This is a genomic window from Pseudarthrobacter leeuwenhoeki, assembly GCF_055412885.1.
The window spans coordinates 100,397-115,798 of the sequence record NZ_JBVAYY010000001.1 but is presented as its reverse complement, the minus strand read 5'-3'; the positions used below and the strand labels follow the sequence as shown (position 1 = coordinate 115,798).

17 protein-coding genes are annotated in these 15,402 nt (G+C 67.1%); 11 read left to right on the top strand and 6 right to left on the bottom strand.

Annotated elements, in window-relative coordinates:
- Position 1 precedes the first annotated feature (1 nt).
- From ACZYX4_RS00615 to ACZYX4_RS00600, 4 genes are all read left to right on the top strand, one after another.
- Positions 2-298 (top strand): hypothetical protein, encoded by a 297-nt coding sequence (locus tag ACZYX4_RS00615; RefSeq protein WP_463872947.1) that lies wholly within the window; start codon positions 2-4, stop codon positions 296-298.
- A gap of 3 nt (positions 299-301) precedes the next feature.
- On the top strand, positions 302-556 hold the full coding sequence (locus ACZYX4_RS00610; RefSeq protein ID WP_463872945.1) for a PspC domain-containing protein: 255 nt from the start codon (positions 302-304) through the stop codon (positions 554-556).
- A gap of 156 nt (positions 557-712) precedes the next feature.
- On the top strand, positions 713-1,738 hold the full coding sequence (locus tag ACZYX4_RS00605; RefSeq protein ID WP_463872944.1) for a 6-phosphofructokinase: 1,026 nt from the start codon (positions 713-715) through the stop codon (positions 1,736-1,738).
- 52 nt (positions 1,739-1,790) lie between these two features.
- Entirely contained in the window at positions 1,791-2,501 is a 711-nt protein-coding gene (locus ACZYX4_RS00600) for a GNAT family N-acetyltransferase (protein ID WP_463872942.1), read from the top strand.
- 19 nt (positions 2,502-2,520) lie between these two features.
- Here the strand turns inward: ACZYX4_RS00600 and ACZYX4_RS00595 are convergent, their stop codons facing one another.
- The 6 genes from ACZYX4_RS00595 to ACZYX4_RS00570 all read right to left on the bottom strand — a co-directional run bounded on the left by ACZYX4_RS00595 (position 2,521) and on the right by ACZYX4_RS00570 (position 7,936).
- A complete protein-coding gene (locus tag ACZYX4_RS00595; RefSeq protein ID WP_463873192.1) occupies positions 2,521-4,047 on the bottom strand; it encodes a DHA2 family efflux MFS transporter permease subunit in 1,527 nt (508 codons plus the stop codon).
- 49 nt (positions 4,048-4,096) lie between these two features.
- Positions 4,097-4,492, bottom strand: coding sequence for an ankyrin repeat domain-containing protein (locus ACZYX4_RS00590; RefSeq protein ID WP_463872940.1), 396 nt, complete (start codon positions 4,490-4,492; stop codon positions 4,097-4,099).
- Positions 4,489-5,571, bottom strand: a complete 1,083-nt coding sequence (gene ygfZ, locus ACZYX4_RS00585) for a CAF17-like 4Fe-4S cluster assembly/insertion protein YgfZ (RefSeq protein ID WP_463872938.1) — start codon at positions 5,569-5,571, stop codon at positions 4,489-4,491. The genes ACZYX4_RS00590 and ygfZ overlap by 4 nt, the downstream gene beginning before the upstream one ends.
- Positions 5,572-5,593: 22 nt before the next feature.
- Positions 5,594-6,310, bottom strand: a complete 717-nt coding sequence (locus ACZYX4_RS00580; RefSeq protein WP_463873190.1) for a flavodoxin family protein — start codon at positions 6,308-6,310, stop codon at positions 5,594-5,596.
- 101 nt (positions 6,311-6,411) lie between these two features.
- Complete coding sequence (locus ACZYX4_RS00575) at positions 6,412-7,026, bottom strand: nitrobindin family protein (protein ID WP_463872936.1); 615 nt, start codon at positions 7,024-7,026, stop codon at positions 6,412-6,414.
- Positions 7,027-7,201: 175 nt separating this feature from the next.
- Entirely contained in the window at positions 7,202-7,936 is a 735-nt protein-coding gene (locus ACZYX4_RS00570; RefSeq protein ID WP_463872935.1) for a permease, read from the bottom strand.
- Between the two features lie 265 nt (positions 7,937-8,201).
- On the opposite strand from ACZYX4_RS00570, the gene ACZYX4_RS00565 reads away from it, so the two are divergent.
- From ACZYX4_RS00565 to ACZYX4_RS00535, 7 genes are all read left to right on the top strand, one after another.
- A complete protein-coding gene (locus ACZYX4_RS00565) occupies positions 8,202-8,900 on the top strand; it encodes a winged helix-turn-helix transcriptional regulator (protein ID WP_463872934.1) in 699 nt (232 codons plus the stop codon).
- Between the two features lie 287 nt (positions 8,901-9,187).
- Positions 9,188-10,171: a mycothiol synthase gene (gene mshD, locus ACZYX4_RS00560; RefSeq protein ID WP_463872933.1), complete on the top strand. Its 984-nt coding sequence runs from the start codon at positions 9,188-9,190 to the stop codon at positions 10,169-10,171.
- Positions 10,172-10,285: 114 nt separating this feature from the next.
- Entirely contained in the window at positions 10,286-12,550 is a 2,265-nt protein-coding gene (locus tag ACZYX4_RS00555; RefSeq protein WP_463872931.1) for an RNA degradosome polyphosphate kinase, read from the top strand.
- An 11-nt stretch (positions 12,551-12,561) separates the two neighbouring features.
- The gene (locus ACZYX4_RS00550; RefSeq protein WP_463872929.1) at positions 12,562-13,539 is read left to right on the top strand and encodes an NUDIX hydrolase; all 978 of its coding nucleotides are present in this window, start codon (positions 12,562-12,564) and stop codon (positions 13,537-13,539) included.
- Between the two features lie 30 nt (positions 13,540-13,569).
- Positions 13,570-14,373, top strand: a complete 804-nt coding sequence (locus ACZYX4_RS00545) for a thymidylate synthase (RefSeq protein WP_463872928.1) — start codon at positions 13,570-13,572, stop codon at positions 14,371-14,373.
- Positions 14,370-14,957 (top strand): dihydrofolate reductase, encoded by a 588-nt coding sequence (locus tag ACZYX4_RS00540; protein ID WP_463872926.1) that lies wholly within the window; start codon positions 14,370-14,372, stop codon positions 14,955-14,957. Before ACZYX4_RS00545 ends, ACZYX4_RS00540 begins: the two co-directional genes overlap by 4 nt.
- A gap of 5 nt (positions 14,958-14,962) precedes the next feature.
- On the top strand, positions 14,963-15,190 hold the full coding sequence (locus ACZYX4_RS00535) for an NF038396 family protein (RefSeq protein WP_463872925.1): 228 nt from the start codon (positions 14,963-14,965) through the stop codon (positions 15,188-15,190).
- The last annotated feature ends 212 nt before the right edge of the window (positions 15,191-15,402 follow it).

Below are 15,402 nucleotides of genomic sequence, written 5' to 3'. Positions count from 1 at the left end.
CATGAGCAGCTATGACGCACCGACCGGCGGCACGAACGACAGCAGCCCCGCTGCTCCCCCGCGGCCCGGTGCCCCGGAGCCGCCGGAGGATTCCCCGGTCCGCGTCGGCACCATCGTCTGGGGGCTGATCGTGGTGGCCCTCGCCGTCCTGATCATCGTCGCCCAGCTCGGCATCGTGGCGCTCAACGGCACCTACGTGGTGATCGGCCTGATGATAGGCGCCGGGGCGGCACTTGTGATCGGCGGGCTGCTCTCGGCCCGCGGGCGTGACAAAGCAGCACCGACAAGGAAGTCTTGAGCCATGGAAAAATTCTTTAGCACTGTCCGGGGCCTTGGCCTGAAACGTGGTCCGCAACGCTGGCTGGGCGGGGTCTGCGGCGGGATTGCCGCCAAACTGAACGTGGATGTTGCGTTCGTCCGGATCGCTTTCCTGCTCCTGGCCCTGCTGCCGGGACCGGCCTTCGTGCTGTACCTCGCAGCGTGGCTGCTCCTGCCGGACCAGCGGAACGCCGTTGTCCTTGAGACGTTCCTGGCGAAGCGCTCCAACCGGCCCTGAGGCCCCCTCCGCGAGGACGAAAGTGCCCCTGCCGCCCGGCCGGGGCACTTGCCGTTGTCATCGTTTGTCTCCTGCCCCGCAGGCTCCATTAGACTTTAGGTGAGCTCAGCGTGGCGCTCTGCCTGTAACCCCTCGAGCCAGGATTTGAGCCGACACATGAAAATTGGAATCCTCACCAGCGGCGGGGACTGCCCCGGGCTGAACGCCGTCATCCGTGGCGCCGTCCTGAAGGGCATCGCCGTTCATGGCCACGAATTCGTGGGATTCCTGGATGGCTGGCGCGGCGTCGTTGAGGGCGACATCGTCGCTATCCCCCGCACCATGGTCCGTGGCATCGCCAAGCAGGGCGGGACCATCCTGGGCACGTCCCGCACCAATCCGTTTGAGAACAACGGCGGGCCCGAGGTCATTAAGGCCAACATGGACCGGCTGGGCATCGAGGCCCTCATCGCCATCGGTGGCGAGGGCACCCTGGCCGCCGCCAAGCGCCTCACCGACGCCGGCCTGAAGATCGTCGGTGTCCCCAAGACCGTCGACAACGACCTCGACGCGACCGACTACACCTTCGGCTTCGACACCGCCGTCGAGATTGCCACCGAGGCGATCGACCGCCTGCGCACCACGGGAGAGTCCCACCACCGCTGCATGATCGCCGAGGTGATGGGCCGCCACGTGGGCTGGATCGCGTTGCACTCCGGCATGGCCTCGGGCGCCCACGCCATCCTGATCCCGGAGCAGAAGGCCTCCATGGAGCAGATCGCCGAATGGGTTGTCTCGGCCCGGGACCGCGGCCGCGCGCCGCTGGTTGTCGTCGCGGAGGGGTTCGTCCCGGACGACCAGGAAACGCCGCACTCCGAACGTGGGCTGGACACCTTCGGCCGTCCGCGGCTGGGCGGGATCTCGGAACGGCTGGCCCCGGAACTGGAAGCCATGACGGGCATCGAAACCCGGGCCACAGTGCTGGGCCATATCCAGCGCGGCGGGGTCCCCACCGCGTTCGACCGTGTGCTGGCGACCCGTCTCGGCATGGCCGCCATTGACTCCGTGGTGGAGGAACGCTGGGGCACCATGGTGTCCCTCAACGGCACGGACATCGTCAATGTGGGCTTCGACGCCGCGCTCGGCAATCTCAAGACCGTCCCGAAGCACCGCTACGACGAGGCCGCGGTCCTCTTCGGCTGAGCCGCCTGATCCTGCGCACTGGGCCCGGCGCACCCGTGGGTAGGGTGGAGTCATGACACTTGAGCCCGGTTCGGTCGACATCATCCAGCTCGCGTGGGCCCGCCACCTGGGGCTCGACGACGGCGCCTTCGCGGCCGCCGCGGGCGTCCGCATCATGCGCGCCGATGACACGGCCAGCGCCGTCCAGTTCGTCCGGCTGTTCGGAAACTCCGTGCTGGTCGGCCCGCAATGGGCGCTGGACGCCGCCGTCGGGCTGTCCGACGAGGAGCTCGCGCAGCATGTCACGCTGCTGACCATCACACGGGAGCATGGCGGCCACGGCCTCGGCGCCGCCGCGCTGTTCTTCGCGGACGACCTGCCCCTGCGCCAGCCCGCGGAGGAACTGACGGTCTCGCACGGCCATCCGGAAGCGATCGAGCTGGAAGCCGCCTGCCCGCCGGATGATGTCAACGAAGTCGGCCTCTCGGGCCTTGAGCACCGCTTCACCATCCTGCACGCCGGGGACGGCCGCCGGACCCCCGTGGCATGCGGCGCCTACACCGAATGGGAAGGCCTCCTGGCGCAGATGGGGGTGCTGGTGGCACCGGAGTGGCGCCGCCAGGGGCTGGGCTCCCTGGCAGCCTCCATCGCGGCCCACGAGGCACTCGCCTCCGGGCTGACGCTGCAGTGGCGCTCCGACGTCAGCAACCAGGGCTCGCTGGCTATCGCCCGCAGCCTGGGCTTTACCGCCGGCGGCATCCAGACCAGCGTCCTGCTGGGCTGATCCGGGGGCGCGGGCAGCCTCAGCGGGGCTGTGCCCCGGCGCCCTGGGCTCCGGCCGACGTTGCCGGTACCGATCCGGGTGTGCCCCAGCCCCGCATCGGCTGGGGCTTGGCGAAGAACAGCGCCACCGCCGCGCCAAGCAGGATGACCGCCGCGGGCAGCAGCATGGACTGGCCCATCGCCGTTGAGAAGCCCTCCTGCAGAGCCCCGGGCAAGGCGCCGCCAAACGACATCGGGCTGGCCTCCCCGGCCCCTCCCGGAGCTGCCGGGAGTTCGGCCGCGAGCCGTGCCTGGATGAGCACCGCGATAGCGGCGCTGCCCAGCACAGCCCCGATCTGGCGCGTGGTGTTGTAGACGCCGGATCCGGCTCCCGCCTGCCGGGGCGGCAGGTTCCGGGTAGCGGTGGTGCTCAGCGGCGCCCAGATGCCGGCGTTGGCGAAGCCGAGCACGGCACTGGGCAGCAGGAACAGCCAGATCGGAGTGTCCGGGTGCATCAGGAAGGCGTACCAGAGAAGCGCCACGGACATCAGGACCAGGCCGGCCGCGGTGATGAACTTCGGGTTGACCCGGTCGATGATCCTGCCCACAACAGGGGCCAGCCCGCCCGAGATCAGCGCCATCGGCACCATCATCAGCGCGGACTGGGTCGGGGTCAGACCCCGGACAACCTGGTAGTAAAAGATCAGCGGCAGCGTGAACGCGGTTACGGTGAAGCCCACGGTGGTGATGCCGATGTTGGCGAGGGAGAAGTTGCGGTCCTTGAAGAGGGACAGGGGGAGCAACGGCTCGCCCTTGTTCACCTTCTGCCACAGGACAAACACCACCAACACGGCGATCCCGGCGATGATGAGCCCCCACACCGTGACGGGTCCGGTGATGGTTCCCCAGTTGTAGGTCTCGCCCTGCTGGATGCCGAACACCAGCAGGAACAGCCCGACGGCGCTGAGCAGCACGCCGGGGATATCGAATTTGTGCGGGTGGGTGCTGAGCGTCGGCACGAAGCGCAGTGCGAGGAAGAACCCGGCGAAGCCCACCGGGACGTTGATGAAGAAGATCCATTCCCACCCGAGTCCGTCCACCAGGACGCCGCCGAGGATTGGTCCCACCAGGGTGGCCATGCCGGCCGTCGCGCCCCAGATGCCCATCGCGGCGCCACGCCGGTCCGGGGGGAAGATCCGGGTGATGACCGCCATGGTCTGGGGCGTCATCATCGCAGCGCCGAAGCCCTGCAGCACCCGGGCCATGATGAGCGTCTGGACGTCGCCGGAGAGCCCGCACCAGAGCGAGGCGACGGTGAAGACCACAAGACCGGACAGATAGAGCCTCTTGGGGCCGAACCGGTCACCCAGCCGGCCGGTGATCAGCAGCGGGACGGCGTAGGCGAGGAGGTAGGCGCTGGTGACCCAGATCACCGAGTTGATATCGGTATTGAGGCTTTCCATGATGCGGGGGTTGGCCACCGAAACGATGGTGGTGTCGATCAGGATCATGAAGAACCCGATCACCAGAGCCCAGAGGGCCGGCCACGGCCTGGCTACGTTTTCGATGGGAGTCCTTTGGGGCTGATGGGCTCGCTGATGCAGGCCGCGGGCGGGCTTAACCCAGCAGGGCCAGGATGTCTTTGCGCTCGAACATCTGCGCGGCGGCGCGGGCGGAGGGCATGCCGGCGTCGGGGTCCGCTCCGGCCTCCAGCAGCGCCTGCGCCACCTCCGTGTAGCCCTTGAACACAGCGCCGGCGAGTGGCGTCTGGCCCCGGTCGTTGGCACCGTTGGCGTCTCCGCCGTGCTGCAGGATCAGCCGGACGGTGTCGGTGTGGCCATGGTAGGCCGCGAGCATGAGCAGGGTGTCCCCCGCCGCGTTGGTCAGGGTGGCCGGGGCCCCGGCCGCGAGGTAGCTGGCGAGCAGCCCGGAGTCCCCCTGTCGGGCAGCGTCGAAGAGCTTGTGCGCCAGGGCAAGTGTCTCCTCGTCCGGCGCGGTGCCGTCCCGGGTCACCGGGTCCCCCGCAGGAAGCCGGTCTGGCGGCCCACGACCTGGCCGGCGTCGGGAGCCACAATAAGTTCCTGTGCCGCGGTGTAGGGCTCCTCGCCGTCGACAACGGTCAGGACCTGCTCCGGAGCGACCGATCGTTTGACCACGGCCAGGGCCACCGGCCCCATCTCGTAGTGCTGCGCCACCGACGTCACGGTGCCGACTTTCCGGTCGCCGGAACGGACCTCGCTGCCGACGGCGGGCATGGTGTGCTGCGAGCCGTCGAGCTGCAGGAACACCAGCCGGCGCGGCGGGTGGCCCAGGTTGTGGACCCGGGCGACGGTTTCCTGGCCCTTGTAACAGCCCTTGTTCAGGTGCACGGCGGTGCGGAGCAGGTCCAGTTCGTGCGGGATGGTCTTGTCGTCGGTTTCGGCGCCCCAGCGCGGCCGCCAGGCTGCGATGCGCAGCGCCTCGGCGGCCCAGATCCCGGCGAGCGGGCGGTCGCCAACCGTGGCTTCCAGCTCGGCGGCCGGGACGAGGTATTCGAACCAGGGCCGTTCCAGACCGGGGTGGGAGTCCTCCGCGACCACCGCGTAGGAGTAGCCGCCGGCACCGACATGCGGCCACGGGTCTTCCCAGACGAGCAGGCCGGAGAATTCCGGCACCCGGCGGGTGGTTCCCAGCACGGCCCAGTCCGCCGAGGCGTCGGCGATCTCGACGCGGAGCATGAACTTCATCCTGTCGAGCCATTCGGCCAGCGGAGCGGCCTCGGCCGCCTCGACGATCAGCCAGGTCCTGGAGCCGTCGTCCACCACCCGCGCATCGAATTCGATCCGGCCCTGCACGCTCAGCAGCAACAGTTCGCTGGACTGCCCGGGCGCCAGGTTGGTGAGCTGCTGGGAGGAGAGGGTGTTGAGCCAGCTCAGCCGGTCCGGCCCGGTGACGGTGACGATGCCGCGGTGGGACAGATCCACGACGGCGGTGCCGGCGGCCAGCGCCCGCTGTTCACGAAGCGGTTCACCGTAGTGGGATGCGACGCCGGCGTCAGCGCCGCCGGCCTCGACGGCGCCAGGGCGCGCCAGCAGGGGGCTCTTAGTAGTCATATGAAGTAGAAGTCCTAACGGGCTATCGGTATTCCGGATTCTCGAAGTCAAACCGTGTACCGGCTTTCCAGGCGCCGGGCAGGTTTCCGAAGGCAGGGATGCCGCCGGCGTCCTTGAGCAACCGGGCCAGGTGCAGCAGGTTCCACGTCATAAACGTGGTGTTGCGGTTGGTGAAGTCGCTTTCCGGACCGCCGGAGCCTTCATCGAGGTAGCTCGGGCCCGGCCCGACGGCGCCGATCCAGCCGGCGTCGGCCTGCGGCGGGATAGTGAAGCCGATGTGCTGGAGGCTGTAGAGGACGTTCATGGCGCAATGCTTGATGCCGTCCTCGTTGCCGGTGATGAGGCAGCCGCCCACCTTGGGGTAGAACGCCCATTGGCCCTTGTCGTTGAGTTCGCCGGAGTGCGCGTAGAGGCGTTCGATCAGCTTCTTGGTCTGCGAGGAGTTGTCGCCCAGCCAGATCGGTCCGGCGACGATGACGATGTCGGCTTCCCGGACGGCAGGGTACAGTTCCGGCCACTCATCGCTCGCCCAGCCGTGCTCGCGCATGTCCGGGTAGACACCGCTGGCGACGTCATGGTCCACCGTCCGGATGACCCGGGTGCTGACGCCGTGTTTGTCCATGATCCGGCGGCTGACCTCGATCAGGCCCTGCGTGTTGGAGGTTTCCGGGGACTTCTTGAGGGTGCCGTTGAAATACACGGCCTTGAGGTCGCTGAAATCAGCAGTCTTCCCGGACATAGCAGCTGTGGCGTTCACTGTGGTACTCCCTGCGGTCGCTACGGACAAAGGAAAATCAGTGATACCTCACCATGGGCGGTGCGGCGGCGCAGCGTTGCGCCTCAGGTGAGTTTATGGAGGATGGCGGACGCGTGGGCTTCCAGGCCGCCGCTTCCCCCAGGAGCCTTGCCCGTGGCCACGTCCCAGCGCCAGAGCAGATTGCCGTCCACGAGTCCGAAGATCCGGGTGGCGGCGGTGTACTCCTTGGAATGGCTGCCGCGCATCACCATGTCGGTGCTGAGCTGGATCTGCGGGCCCTTGATCTGGCCGTAGTACAGCTCGGAGATCCCGCCGGGGTGGGAGATCGAGACGGAGATGTCGAAGCCGCCGTCCTTGTTGCGCAGGGCCTCGACTTCGTCGGCGCTCTTGAGCACGGGAACGATGTCCGCCGGGATCAGCCCGGGGCCGCCGTCTTCCTCGCGCTGCTTGCGCTCCAGGGCCCAAAAACCGGTTTCCACCGTCAACGGACGCAGCCTGGTGCCGTCGTCGTCGGCCAGCCAGCTCTCGGCACGGTACTGCAGGTACGGCAGACCGTTGTGTGTGAAGGACACGTGTTGCAGAAAGTGCTCGGAATCCTCTTCCCCGGTCCCCAGCCGGCCTCGGCCCTCCCACTCACCAATGAGCCAGGACAGCGGAACGATTTCCGGGGTCAGATCTGTAGGTATTTCAATCGGCACAGCAGCTACCTCTGGAAACGAAGACGGCTAGTGAATTCTGGCTGTTACTTCTGGCCTTTGAAGAGGCGGTAGAGCACGAAGACGGCAAACCACGCCATGGCCAGGCTGGCAACGCCAAGGAGGACAAGGAAGAAGATTTCATATGCAAGTACGGACATGATGCCATCCTAGCGCTTTAGAAGATGAGTAGTTTGTCTATGAAGTAAGCCAGCGAACCGACGGCGGCCACCGGGCCCAGCCCGATTCCCAGGGCTGCCGCAAAGCTTAGCGATTCACCCCGGAGAATGACCAACCGGCGGAAACTCGCCAGCACGGCCCCCACCACCACCCCGACGATCGCGGCCGGGATCACCGCGATGTCGGAGAAGACGAGGCCGGCGAGCGGTCCGGCCAGCCCGGCAGCGACAACACCCAGCGGCGCCACGACCCGGTCGGGCCAGCGGATCAGGCCCGCCAGCAGCGCGACCGCTGCGCTGATCGCGGCGACCAGGACCATCTCACGGACGCCGTTGAAGCGGGCGCACGCGATCCACCCGGCGCCGAGGCAGGACAACATCACACCGGCGGAGGAACCAAGCATGGACTCCAGGCGCTGCGACTGGCCGGTGCCGCGGATCAGCTGCATCACGAAAACCGCCATCACCCCTGCCGCCATAAACGATGGCGTCCAGTCCATAAACCCCGGGGCGGGAAGGTACGTGGCGGCGACGGCGGCGCCCACGCCCGGCAGGCCGATCAGGACGGCGAGGGTTTTCCTGGCGGGGATGCCCAGGAAGTGCGGCCAGCCGATTCCGACGGCGGCGGCGGTCAGCACCCCCACCGCCAGGAGAGCCGACGGCGAGGTGTAGGACGCGCCGACGATCGCGGCGAGTCCGGCCAGGCCGATCACCCCGACGGACCAAGCCCTCACTTGTTAACAGACATGTGTAGTTCCGTCATCCGTCTTCCGTCTTCCGGCCATCGTTGTACTTTCGCTCACTGCAGACCCCAATTCGACCTGATCTTTCGTCATGGGGGCGGCAGGCCCCGACGGATCAATCCTGCCCTATGAGACCGTTTTGTGTCGCAAAAGAACCGGACGCAGGTGACGGAGGCATGTCCGGCAAGGGGCCTTTCGGTATACTCGGACTCAGCTACAGACGCCCAACGATGCGCGGACACCCCCTGGAGGAAACATGTCGCACATCCTGCTACTGACGAACACCACCGGCTCATCGGTGGACGTCCTGCCTGCGCTGGAACTGCTGAACCACCGGGTCCATATTCTCCCCGCCGAGCCGACGGCTCTGCTGGAGACAGACCCCTGCGACATCGTGCTCCTGGACGCCCGCAAAGACCTCGTCGGGGCCCGCTCCCTGACCCAGCTGCTCAAGGCCACCGGCCTGAGCGCCCCCCTCATCCTGATCCTGACCGAGGGCGGCATGGCCGCCGTGTCCTCGGCGTGGGCGGTTGAGGACATCCTGCTGGAGTCCGCCGGACCCGCCGAGGTCGAGGCCCGCATCCGCCTGGGCGTCGCCCGGGCCGCGCCCGACCAGAACGACGCCCCGACCGAGATCCGGGCCGCCGGCGTCGTCATCGATGAGGCCAGCTACACCGCCCGGGTCAACGGGGCACCGCTGAACCTGACCTTCAAGGAATTTGAACTGCTCAAGTACCTGGCGCAGCACCCCGGCCGGGTCTTCACCCGGCAGCAACTGCTGACCGAGGTCTGGGGCTACGACTACTACGGCGGCACCCGCACGGTGGACGTCCACGTCCGGCGCCTGCGGGCCAAACTCGGCGCCGACCACGAGAACCTGATCAGCACGGTCCGCAACGTGGGTTACCGCCTGACCCTGGCCCGGCATCCGGAGGAAGAACTCACCGAGGCCTGACGGGCCGCGGGCACCCGCCGGCCCCGTCCCGCCCGGCCTCCCACATCAACCGCAAGGAACACGCAGGAAGCCCCGGACATCAGTCCGGGGCTTCCTGTTTCTTCAGTGGAGGACATACGGGTCGAACGTATCGAGGCCACCCCAGTGGTGGATCCCCCTCGTGTGCCGGCCAGCGGTTCCAGAAACAAGCTCTGAACCGAACAGTCCAACGAGTTAACGACTATACGTAACAGTTCCGGAAACAACAAAACCGGCCCCGCCCACGCGGCACCGTATAGCCTTGCACCATGAGTCCCGCGCACCCTGAGAACTGGCCCGTCTTCGCCGCCAAGGGAGCCGCGGATCCGCAGCTCCTGATGGACGTCAAAGCCCTCGCGGCCGCCGCCGAGGAATCCGATGGCAATCCGCCGCTGTCCGAGCAGACGCTCGTGACGCTCCGGACCGCGGACACCGGCGGGGCCACAGGCACCCATGCAGCGCTGACCCTCGCCCTGTACTGCCCCGACGAGACCTCCGACCCGGCGACGGCGCAGGATCTGGCCGGCGTCGCCGTCGTGATCGAGGAACCGGACGGCACGGGCGTGCTGGAAATTGCCGTCCACCCCCACTACCGCAACCAGGGCGTGGCGGACCGGCTGGTCGGCGAACTCAAAGCCACCCGCGGCTTCGCCGGCCTGTTGGCCTGGTCCCACGGCAACCACGAGGCCGCGGCCGACCTCGCCGCGCGCTACGGCTACGGCCCGGTCCGCGAGCTGTGGAAGATGCGGCTCGCCGGCTCGACGGCGGAACTGCCCGACGTCCCGCTGCCGGACGGAGTGAGGTTACGCGCCTTCGTCCCGGGCCAGGATGAGGACGCCTGGCTCGCCGCGAACCGGGCTGCCTTCGCGCACCATGCCGAGCAGGGGAACATGACCCGAAGCGATCTGGACGCCAGGATGGCCGAGCCGTGGTTCGATCCCGCCGGTTTCCTGCTCGCCGTCGATTCCTCGAACCGGATCCTCGGCTTCCACTGGACCAAGGTGCACCCCCGGCACGGAGACCACCCGGCGATCGGCGAGGTCTACGTCGTGGGCGTAACTCCCCAGGCGCAGGGCACCGGGCTGGGGAAGGCGCTGACCGTGGCCGGCATCCGGCACCTGCAGCTCCAGGGACTGCACGCCGTCATGCTCTACGTCGATGCGGACAACGTCCCGGCCGTTTCGCTGTACCGGAAGCTGGGCTTCACCCGCTGGGACGTCGACGTCATGTACGCCCCGCTGGAGGGGCGTTAATCCAGTCGTCGGACTTCTTAGCCCCTCCCGGGGAACTTTGGGCTCCGCGAAAGCTGATCCCGGGATGATTGCTTGTAAGGTTGAAGCAAAATCGAGCCAGCATTAGGAGAGACCATGCAACCGGATTCTGCCCGGACAGCCACGTCTGAGGCCGCCACGTCGGACAAAAAAGTCCGGCCCGCGCGTGCCCAGTTCGGCTCCTCCGAAGTGCCTGCCTCACGTGCCACCCAGGACCGGATCGACATTCCGGAATTCGCGCCCAACCTGGAGCCGGAGGGCGACTTCAGCCCGGACCGCTTCCTGGACCGCGAACTGAGCTGGCTCTCCTTCAACGCCCGGGTGCTGGAACTCGCCGAAGACCCGGACCTGCATCTGCTGGAACGCGTCAGTTTCCTGTCCATCTTCGCGTCCAACCTGGACGAATTCTTTATGGTCCGTGTCGCCGGGCTGAAGCGACGGATCGCCACCGGCCTGGCCGTCCCCTCCCCCGCCGGGCTCAGCCCGGTGCAGGTCCTGGAGCAGATCGGCGAGGAGGCCCACCGGCTGCAGCAGCGCCACGCCCGCGCCTATGCCGAGCAGATCCGGCCGGCACTGGCCTACGAACACATCCACCTCATGCACTGGGAGGAACTCGATTCCCAGGCCAAAGACCAGCTCAGCGCCATGTTCGCCGAGAAGGTCTTCCCGATCCTGACCCCGCTGGCCGTGGACCCGGCCCACCCCTTCCCCTACATCTCGGGTCTCTCACTGAACCTCGCCGTCGTCGTCCGCAACCCGATCAGCGACAAGGAACTCTTCGCCCGCCTCAAGGTCCCGGACCAGCTCCCCCGGCTGATCTCGGTTGACGGCCCGCGCGCCGGCTCCGTGCCGGGCCGGGTGGCACGCTTCATCGCCCTCGAGGAAGTCATCGCCGTCCACCTGGACCAGCTCTTTGCCGGGATGGAGGTGCTGGAGCACCACATCTTCCGCGTCACCCGCAATGAAGACCTCGAAGTCGAAGAAGACGACGCCGAGAACCTGCTGCAGGCCCTCGAAAAGGAACTGCTGCGGCGCCGCTTCGGCCCGCCGGTCCGGCTCGAAGTCACGAACGACATCAACCCGAACATCCGGGCGCTGCTGATCCGCGAGCTCGGCGTCGAGGAATCCGAGGTCTACTCGGTCCCGGCCCCGCTGGATCTCCGCGGGCTCTCGGTCATCGCCGGAATCGACCGGGCCGACCTGCACTACCCCAAGCATGTCCCGCACACCTCCCGGCACCTCAACGAATCGGAAACGTCCAAGCCGGCAAACGTCTTTGCGGCCATGCGGCGTCGGGACATCCTGCTGCACCACCCCTACGACTCGTTCTCCACCTCGGTGCAGGCGTTCCTGGAGCAGGCGGCCTCCGACCCGAAGGTCCAGGCCATCAAGCAGACGCTTTACCGCACCTCGGGCGACTCCCCGATCGTCGACGCCCTGATCGACGCCGCTGAGGCCGGCAAGCAGGTCCTGGCCCTGGTCGAAATCAAGGCCCGCTTCGACGAGCAGGCCAACATCTCCTGGGCCCGGAAGCTGGAGCAGGCCGGCGTCCACGTGGTCTACGGCATCGTGGGCCTCAAGACCCACTGCAAGCTCTCCCTCGTGGTGCGCCAGGAAGTGGACGGCCTCCGCCGCTACTGCCACATCGGCACCGGCAACTACCACCCGCGCACGGCCCGCTACTACGAGGACCTGGGCCTCCTCACGGCCAATGAGCAGGTGGGCGAGGACCTCTCCAAACTCTTCAACCAGCTTTCCGGCTACGCTCCGAAGTCGACCTTCAAGCGGCTCCTCGTGGCCCCCCGGTCGGTGCGTTCAGGACTCATCGACCGGATCGAAACCGAGATCCGCAACGCCCGGGCAGGCCTCACCGCCCGGGTCCAGATCAAGGTCAACTCGATGGTGGACGAAGCCATCATCGATTCCCTGTACCGGGCGTCCCAGGCCGGCGTTCCCGTGGACATCATCGTCCGGGGCATCTGTTCGCTGAGGCCGGGTGTGCCCGGCCTCAGCGAGAACATCACCGTCCGCTCCGTGCTGGGCCGGTTCCTGGAGCACTCCCGCGTCTTCGCCTTCGCCAATGCCGGGGACCCGGTGGTCTACATCGGTTCGGCGGACATGATGCACCGGAACCTTGACCGGCGGGTGGAAGCCCTCGTCCAACTCACCAGCGGAGACGACACGACGTATGTCATGGACCTGCTGCGCCGCTACATGGATCCAGGCACCTCCAGCTGGCACCTGGACAACCAGGCGGAATGGACCCGCCACCACGTCACAGAAGACGGGCAGGATCTCGAAGACATCCAGTCCTGGCTGCTCAACTCCCGCTCGCGGCAGCGTTCGTCCGGGCTGAGGTAGGGGCTCTGTCATTGAGTAGCGATTCACTGGTTGCCGACCAGACAGACCGTCCCGGCGAAGCAATCGTGGTGGTGGCTGCCGGCGCCGTGCCGTGGCGCGTCGTCCCGGGCAACAAGGACCACATCGAGGTCCTGCTGATCCACCGCCCCCGGTATGACGACTGGTCCTGGCCCAAGGGCAAGATCGACCCCGGTGAGACGGTGCCCGAGTGCGCCGCACGCGAGGTCGACGAGGAAATCGGTCTGAGGGCGCCCCTGGGCATCCCGCTGCCCGCCATCCACTACCACGTCCCCGCCGGGCTCAAGGTCGTCCATTACTGGGCGGTCGACGTCGGCGGTGCCGCCATCCAGCCGGATGGCAAGGAAGTGGACACCGTCATGTGGTGCCCGCCGGAGAAGGCGGCCCGCCTGCTGAGCAACCCCAGCGACGTGGTCCCGCTGGAGCACCTGACGGCCGCCCACGCCCGTAACGAACTGAAAACATGGCCGCTCATGATCGTCCGCCATGCCAAGGCCAAGCCGCGCTCCTCATGGTCCAAGGCCGAAGGGGACCGGCCCCTGGCTGTCACCGGGTTGCGGCAGGCGCAGGCAGTGGGGCGGCTGTTGCAGGTCTGGAAACCCATGCGCGTCATCTCCAGCCCGTGGCTGAGGTGTGTCGCCACCATCGCCCCCTACGCCAAGGCGTCCGATGCGAAGATCAAGCTCAATGATGCCCTCACAGAGCACCGGCACGGCCGCCATCCGCACAAGACGGCCGGCGCCGTCGAGGGCCTCTTCGACAAGCAGCAGGCCGTGGCTCTTTGCACACACCGCCCCGCCCTCCCCACCGTGTTCGCCCAGCTCGGAAAACACATGGGTTCCCGGCTGCGCGCCCTGCTCCCGGACTCCGACCCGTTCCTTGCCCCCGGTGAGATCGTTGTGTGCCATGTGGCGCACCACAGCAAAAACAAGGTGGTCGCGGTCGAACGGTTCAGGCCCTTCGACGACTGAGGCCACTGTTTCTCTCAGTAGACTGGGACCGTGAGCATACCTACGCCCTATGAAGACCTGCTGCGCGATGTGCTGGATCACGGCACGCACAAATCGGACCGGACCGGGACGGGCACCCTGAGTGTTTTCGGCCGCCAAATGCGTTTCGATCTGAGCAAGAGCTTCCCCCTGATCACCACCAAACGCGTGCACTTCAAGTCCGTCGCCGTGGAACTGCTCTGGTTCCTCCGCGGGGACACGAACGTGAAATGGATGCAGGACCAGGGCGTCACCATCTGGAACGAATGGGCCGACGCCGACGGCGAACTCGGCCCGGTCTACGGGGTCCAGTGGCGCTCCTGGCCGACCCCCGACGGCGGCCACATAGACCAGATCGCCGAACTCGTCGAGAACCTCAAGTCCAACCCGGATTCCCGCCGTCACATCGTTTCGGCCTGGAACGTCGCCGAGCTCAAGAACATGGCCCTCCCGCCGTGCCACGCGTTCTTCCAGTTCTACGTGGCCGACGGCAAACTCTCCTGCCAGCTCTACCAGCGCTCCGCGGACACCTTCCTGGGCGTGCCGTTCAACATCGCCTCCTACGCCCTGCTGACCTGCATGATCGCCCAGCAGACCGGCCTGGAACCCGGCGAATTCGTCTGGACCGGCGGCGACGTCCACATCTATGACAACCACATGGACCAGGTCCTCAAGCAGCTCGCCCGCGAGCCCTACGATTACCCGCAGCTGCGGATCACCCGCAAGCCTGCCTCCATCTTCGACTACACCCTCGATGACTTCGAGGTGGCCGGATACCAGCACCACCCGACGATTAAGGCCCCGATAGCCGTATGAGCAACGACAACATCCCGGGCGCGCAGCCCGCCGGCTTCACCGACACGCTGGAGGCCCTCACCGGCCTCGGCGTCGTCTGGGTCCAGACCAGCACCGGTGTCATCGGCAGGGACGGTGGCATGCCGTGGCGCCTGCCCGAGGATATGCGGCACTTCACCGGGCTCACTACGGGCCACCCGGTCATCATGGGCCGCAAGACCTGGGAATCTTTCCCCGACCAGTACCGCCCCCTGCCCGGGCGGACGAACATCGTCATTACCCGGCAGGAAGAGTGGGGCGGGACGCCGGCGGCGGAAGGTGCCATCGTGGTCAAATCCCTGGACGACGCGCTTCTGGAGTCCCAGTTCGCACCGGGCAGCGACATGGTCTGGATCATCGGCGGCGGCAACATCTATGCGCAGTCCATGGACCTCGCCAATGTTGCTGTCATCACCACGATCGACGCCACGACGGAGGGCGATACGTTCGCCCCGGACCTGGGTTACGACTGGACCATGGGCGCAAGCCTGCCGGACGACGGCTGGGAAACCGCCGGGAACGGCACCCCCTACCGCATCAACGTGTGGCGCCGGACGGAGCACTGAAGAAAATGTTGAAGAAACCCGAAACCCTCTTTGTCCTTGGCTACATGCTGCTTCCGCTGCTGGCGCTGCTCTCTGCAATCGTGGGGCTGACCATGATCCTGGGCGGCAACAAGATCCCCGGAGCAATCGTCCTCGTGGTGGTCACCCAGGCCTTTGCCTTCGGGGCCTTCTACGCCCTCCGCAGGCGCAAGCACGCGCTGCTCGCAGAGCGCAGCGGCGACCGCGCCTCATGAGCGACGCTCCGGAGAACGGACGCCGCTCCCGGCGGAAGGGCTACTACAAGCGCCAGGTCGAGCAGGAAGCGGCGAAGCAGTGACTCACCGTTGAGGAGTATGGCGTCTACAAAGGCAGCACCCCACCCGCCGCTCGATGGTCCGGGACTAGGCGGGCCGGCTGGGGGCGGATGGGGAGATCACCCCATCGCCGGCATTCACGGTTGCGGCTA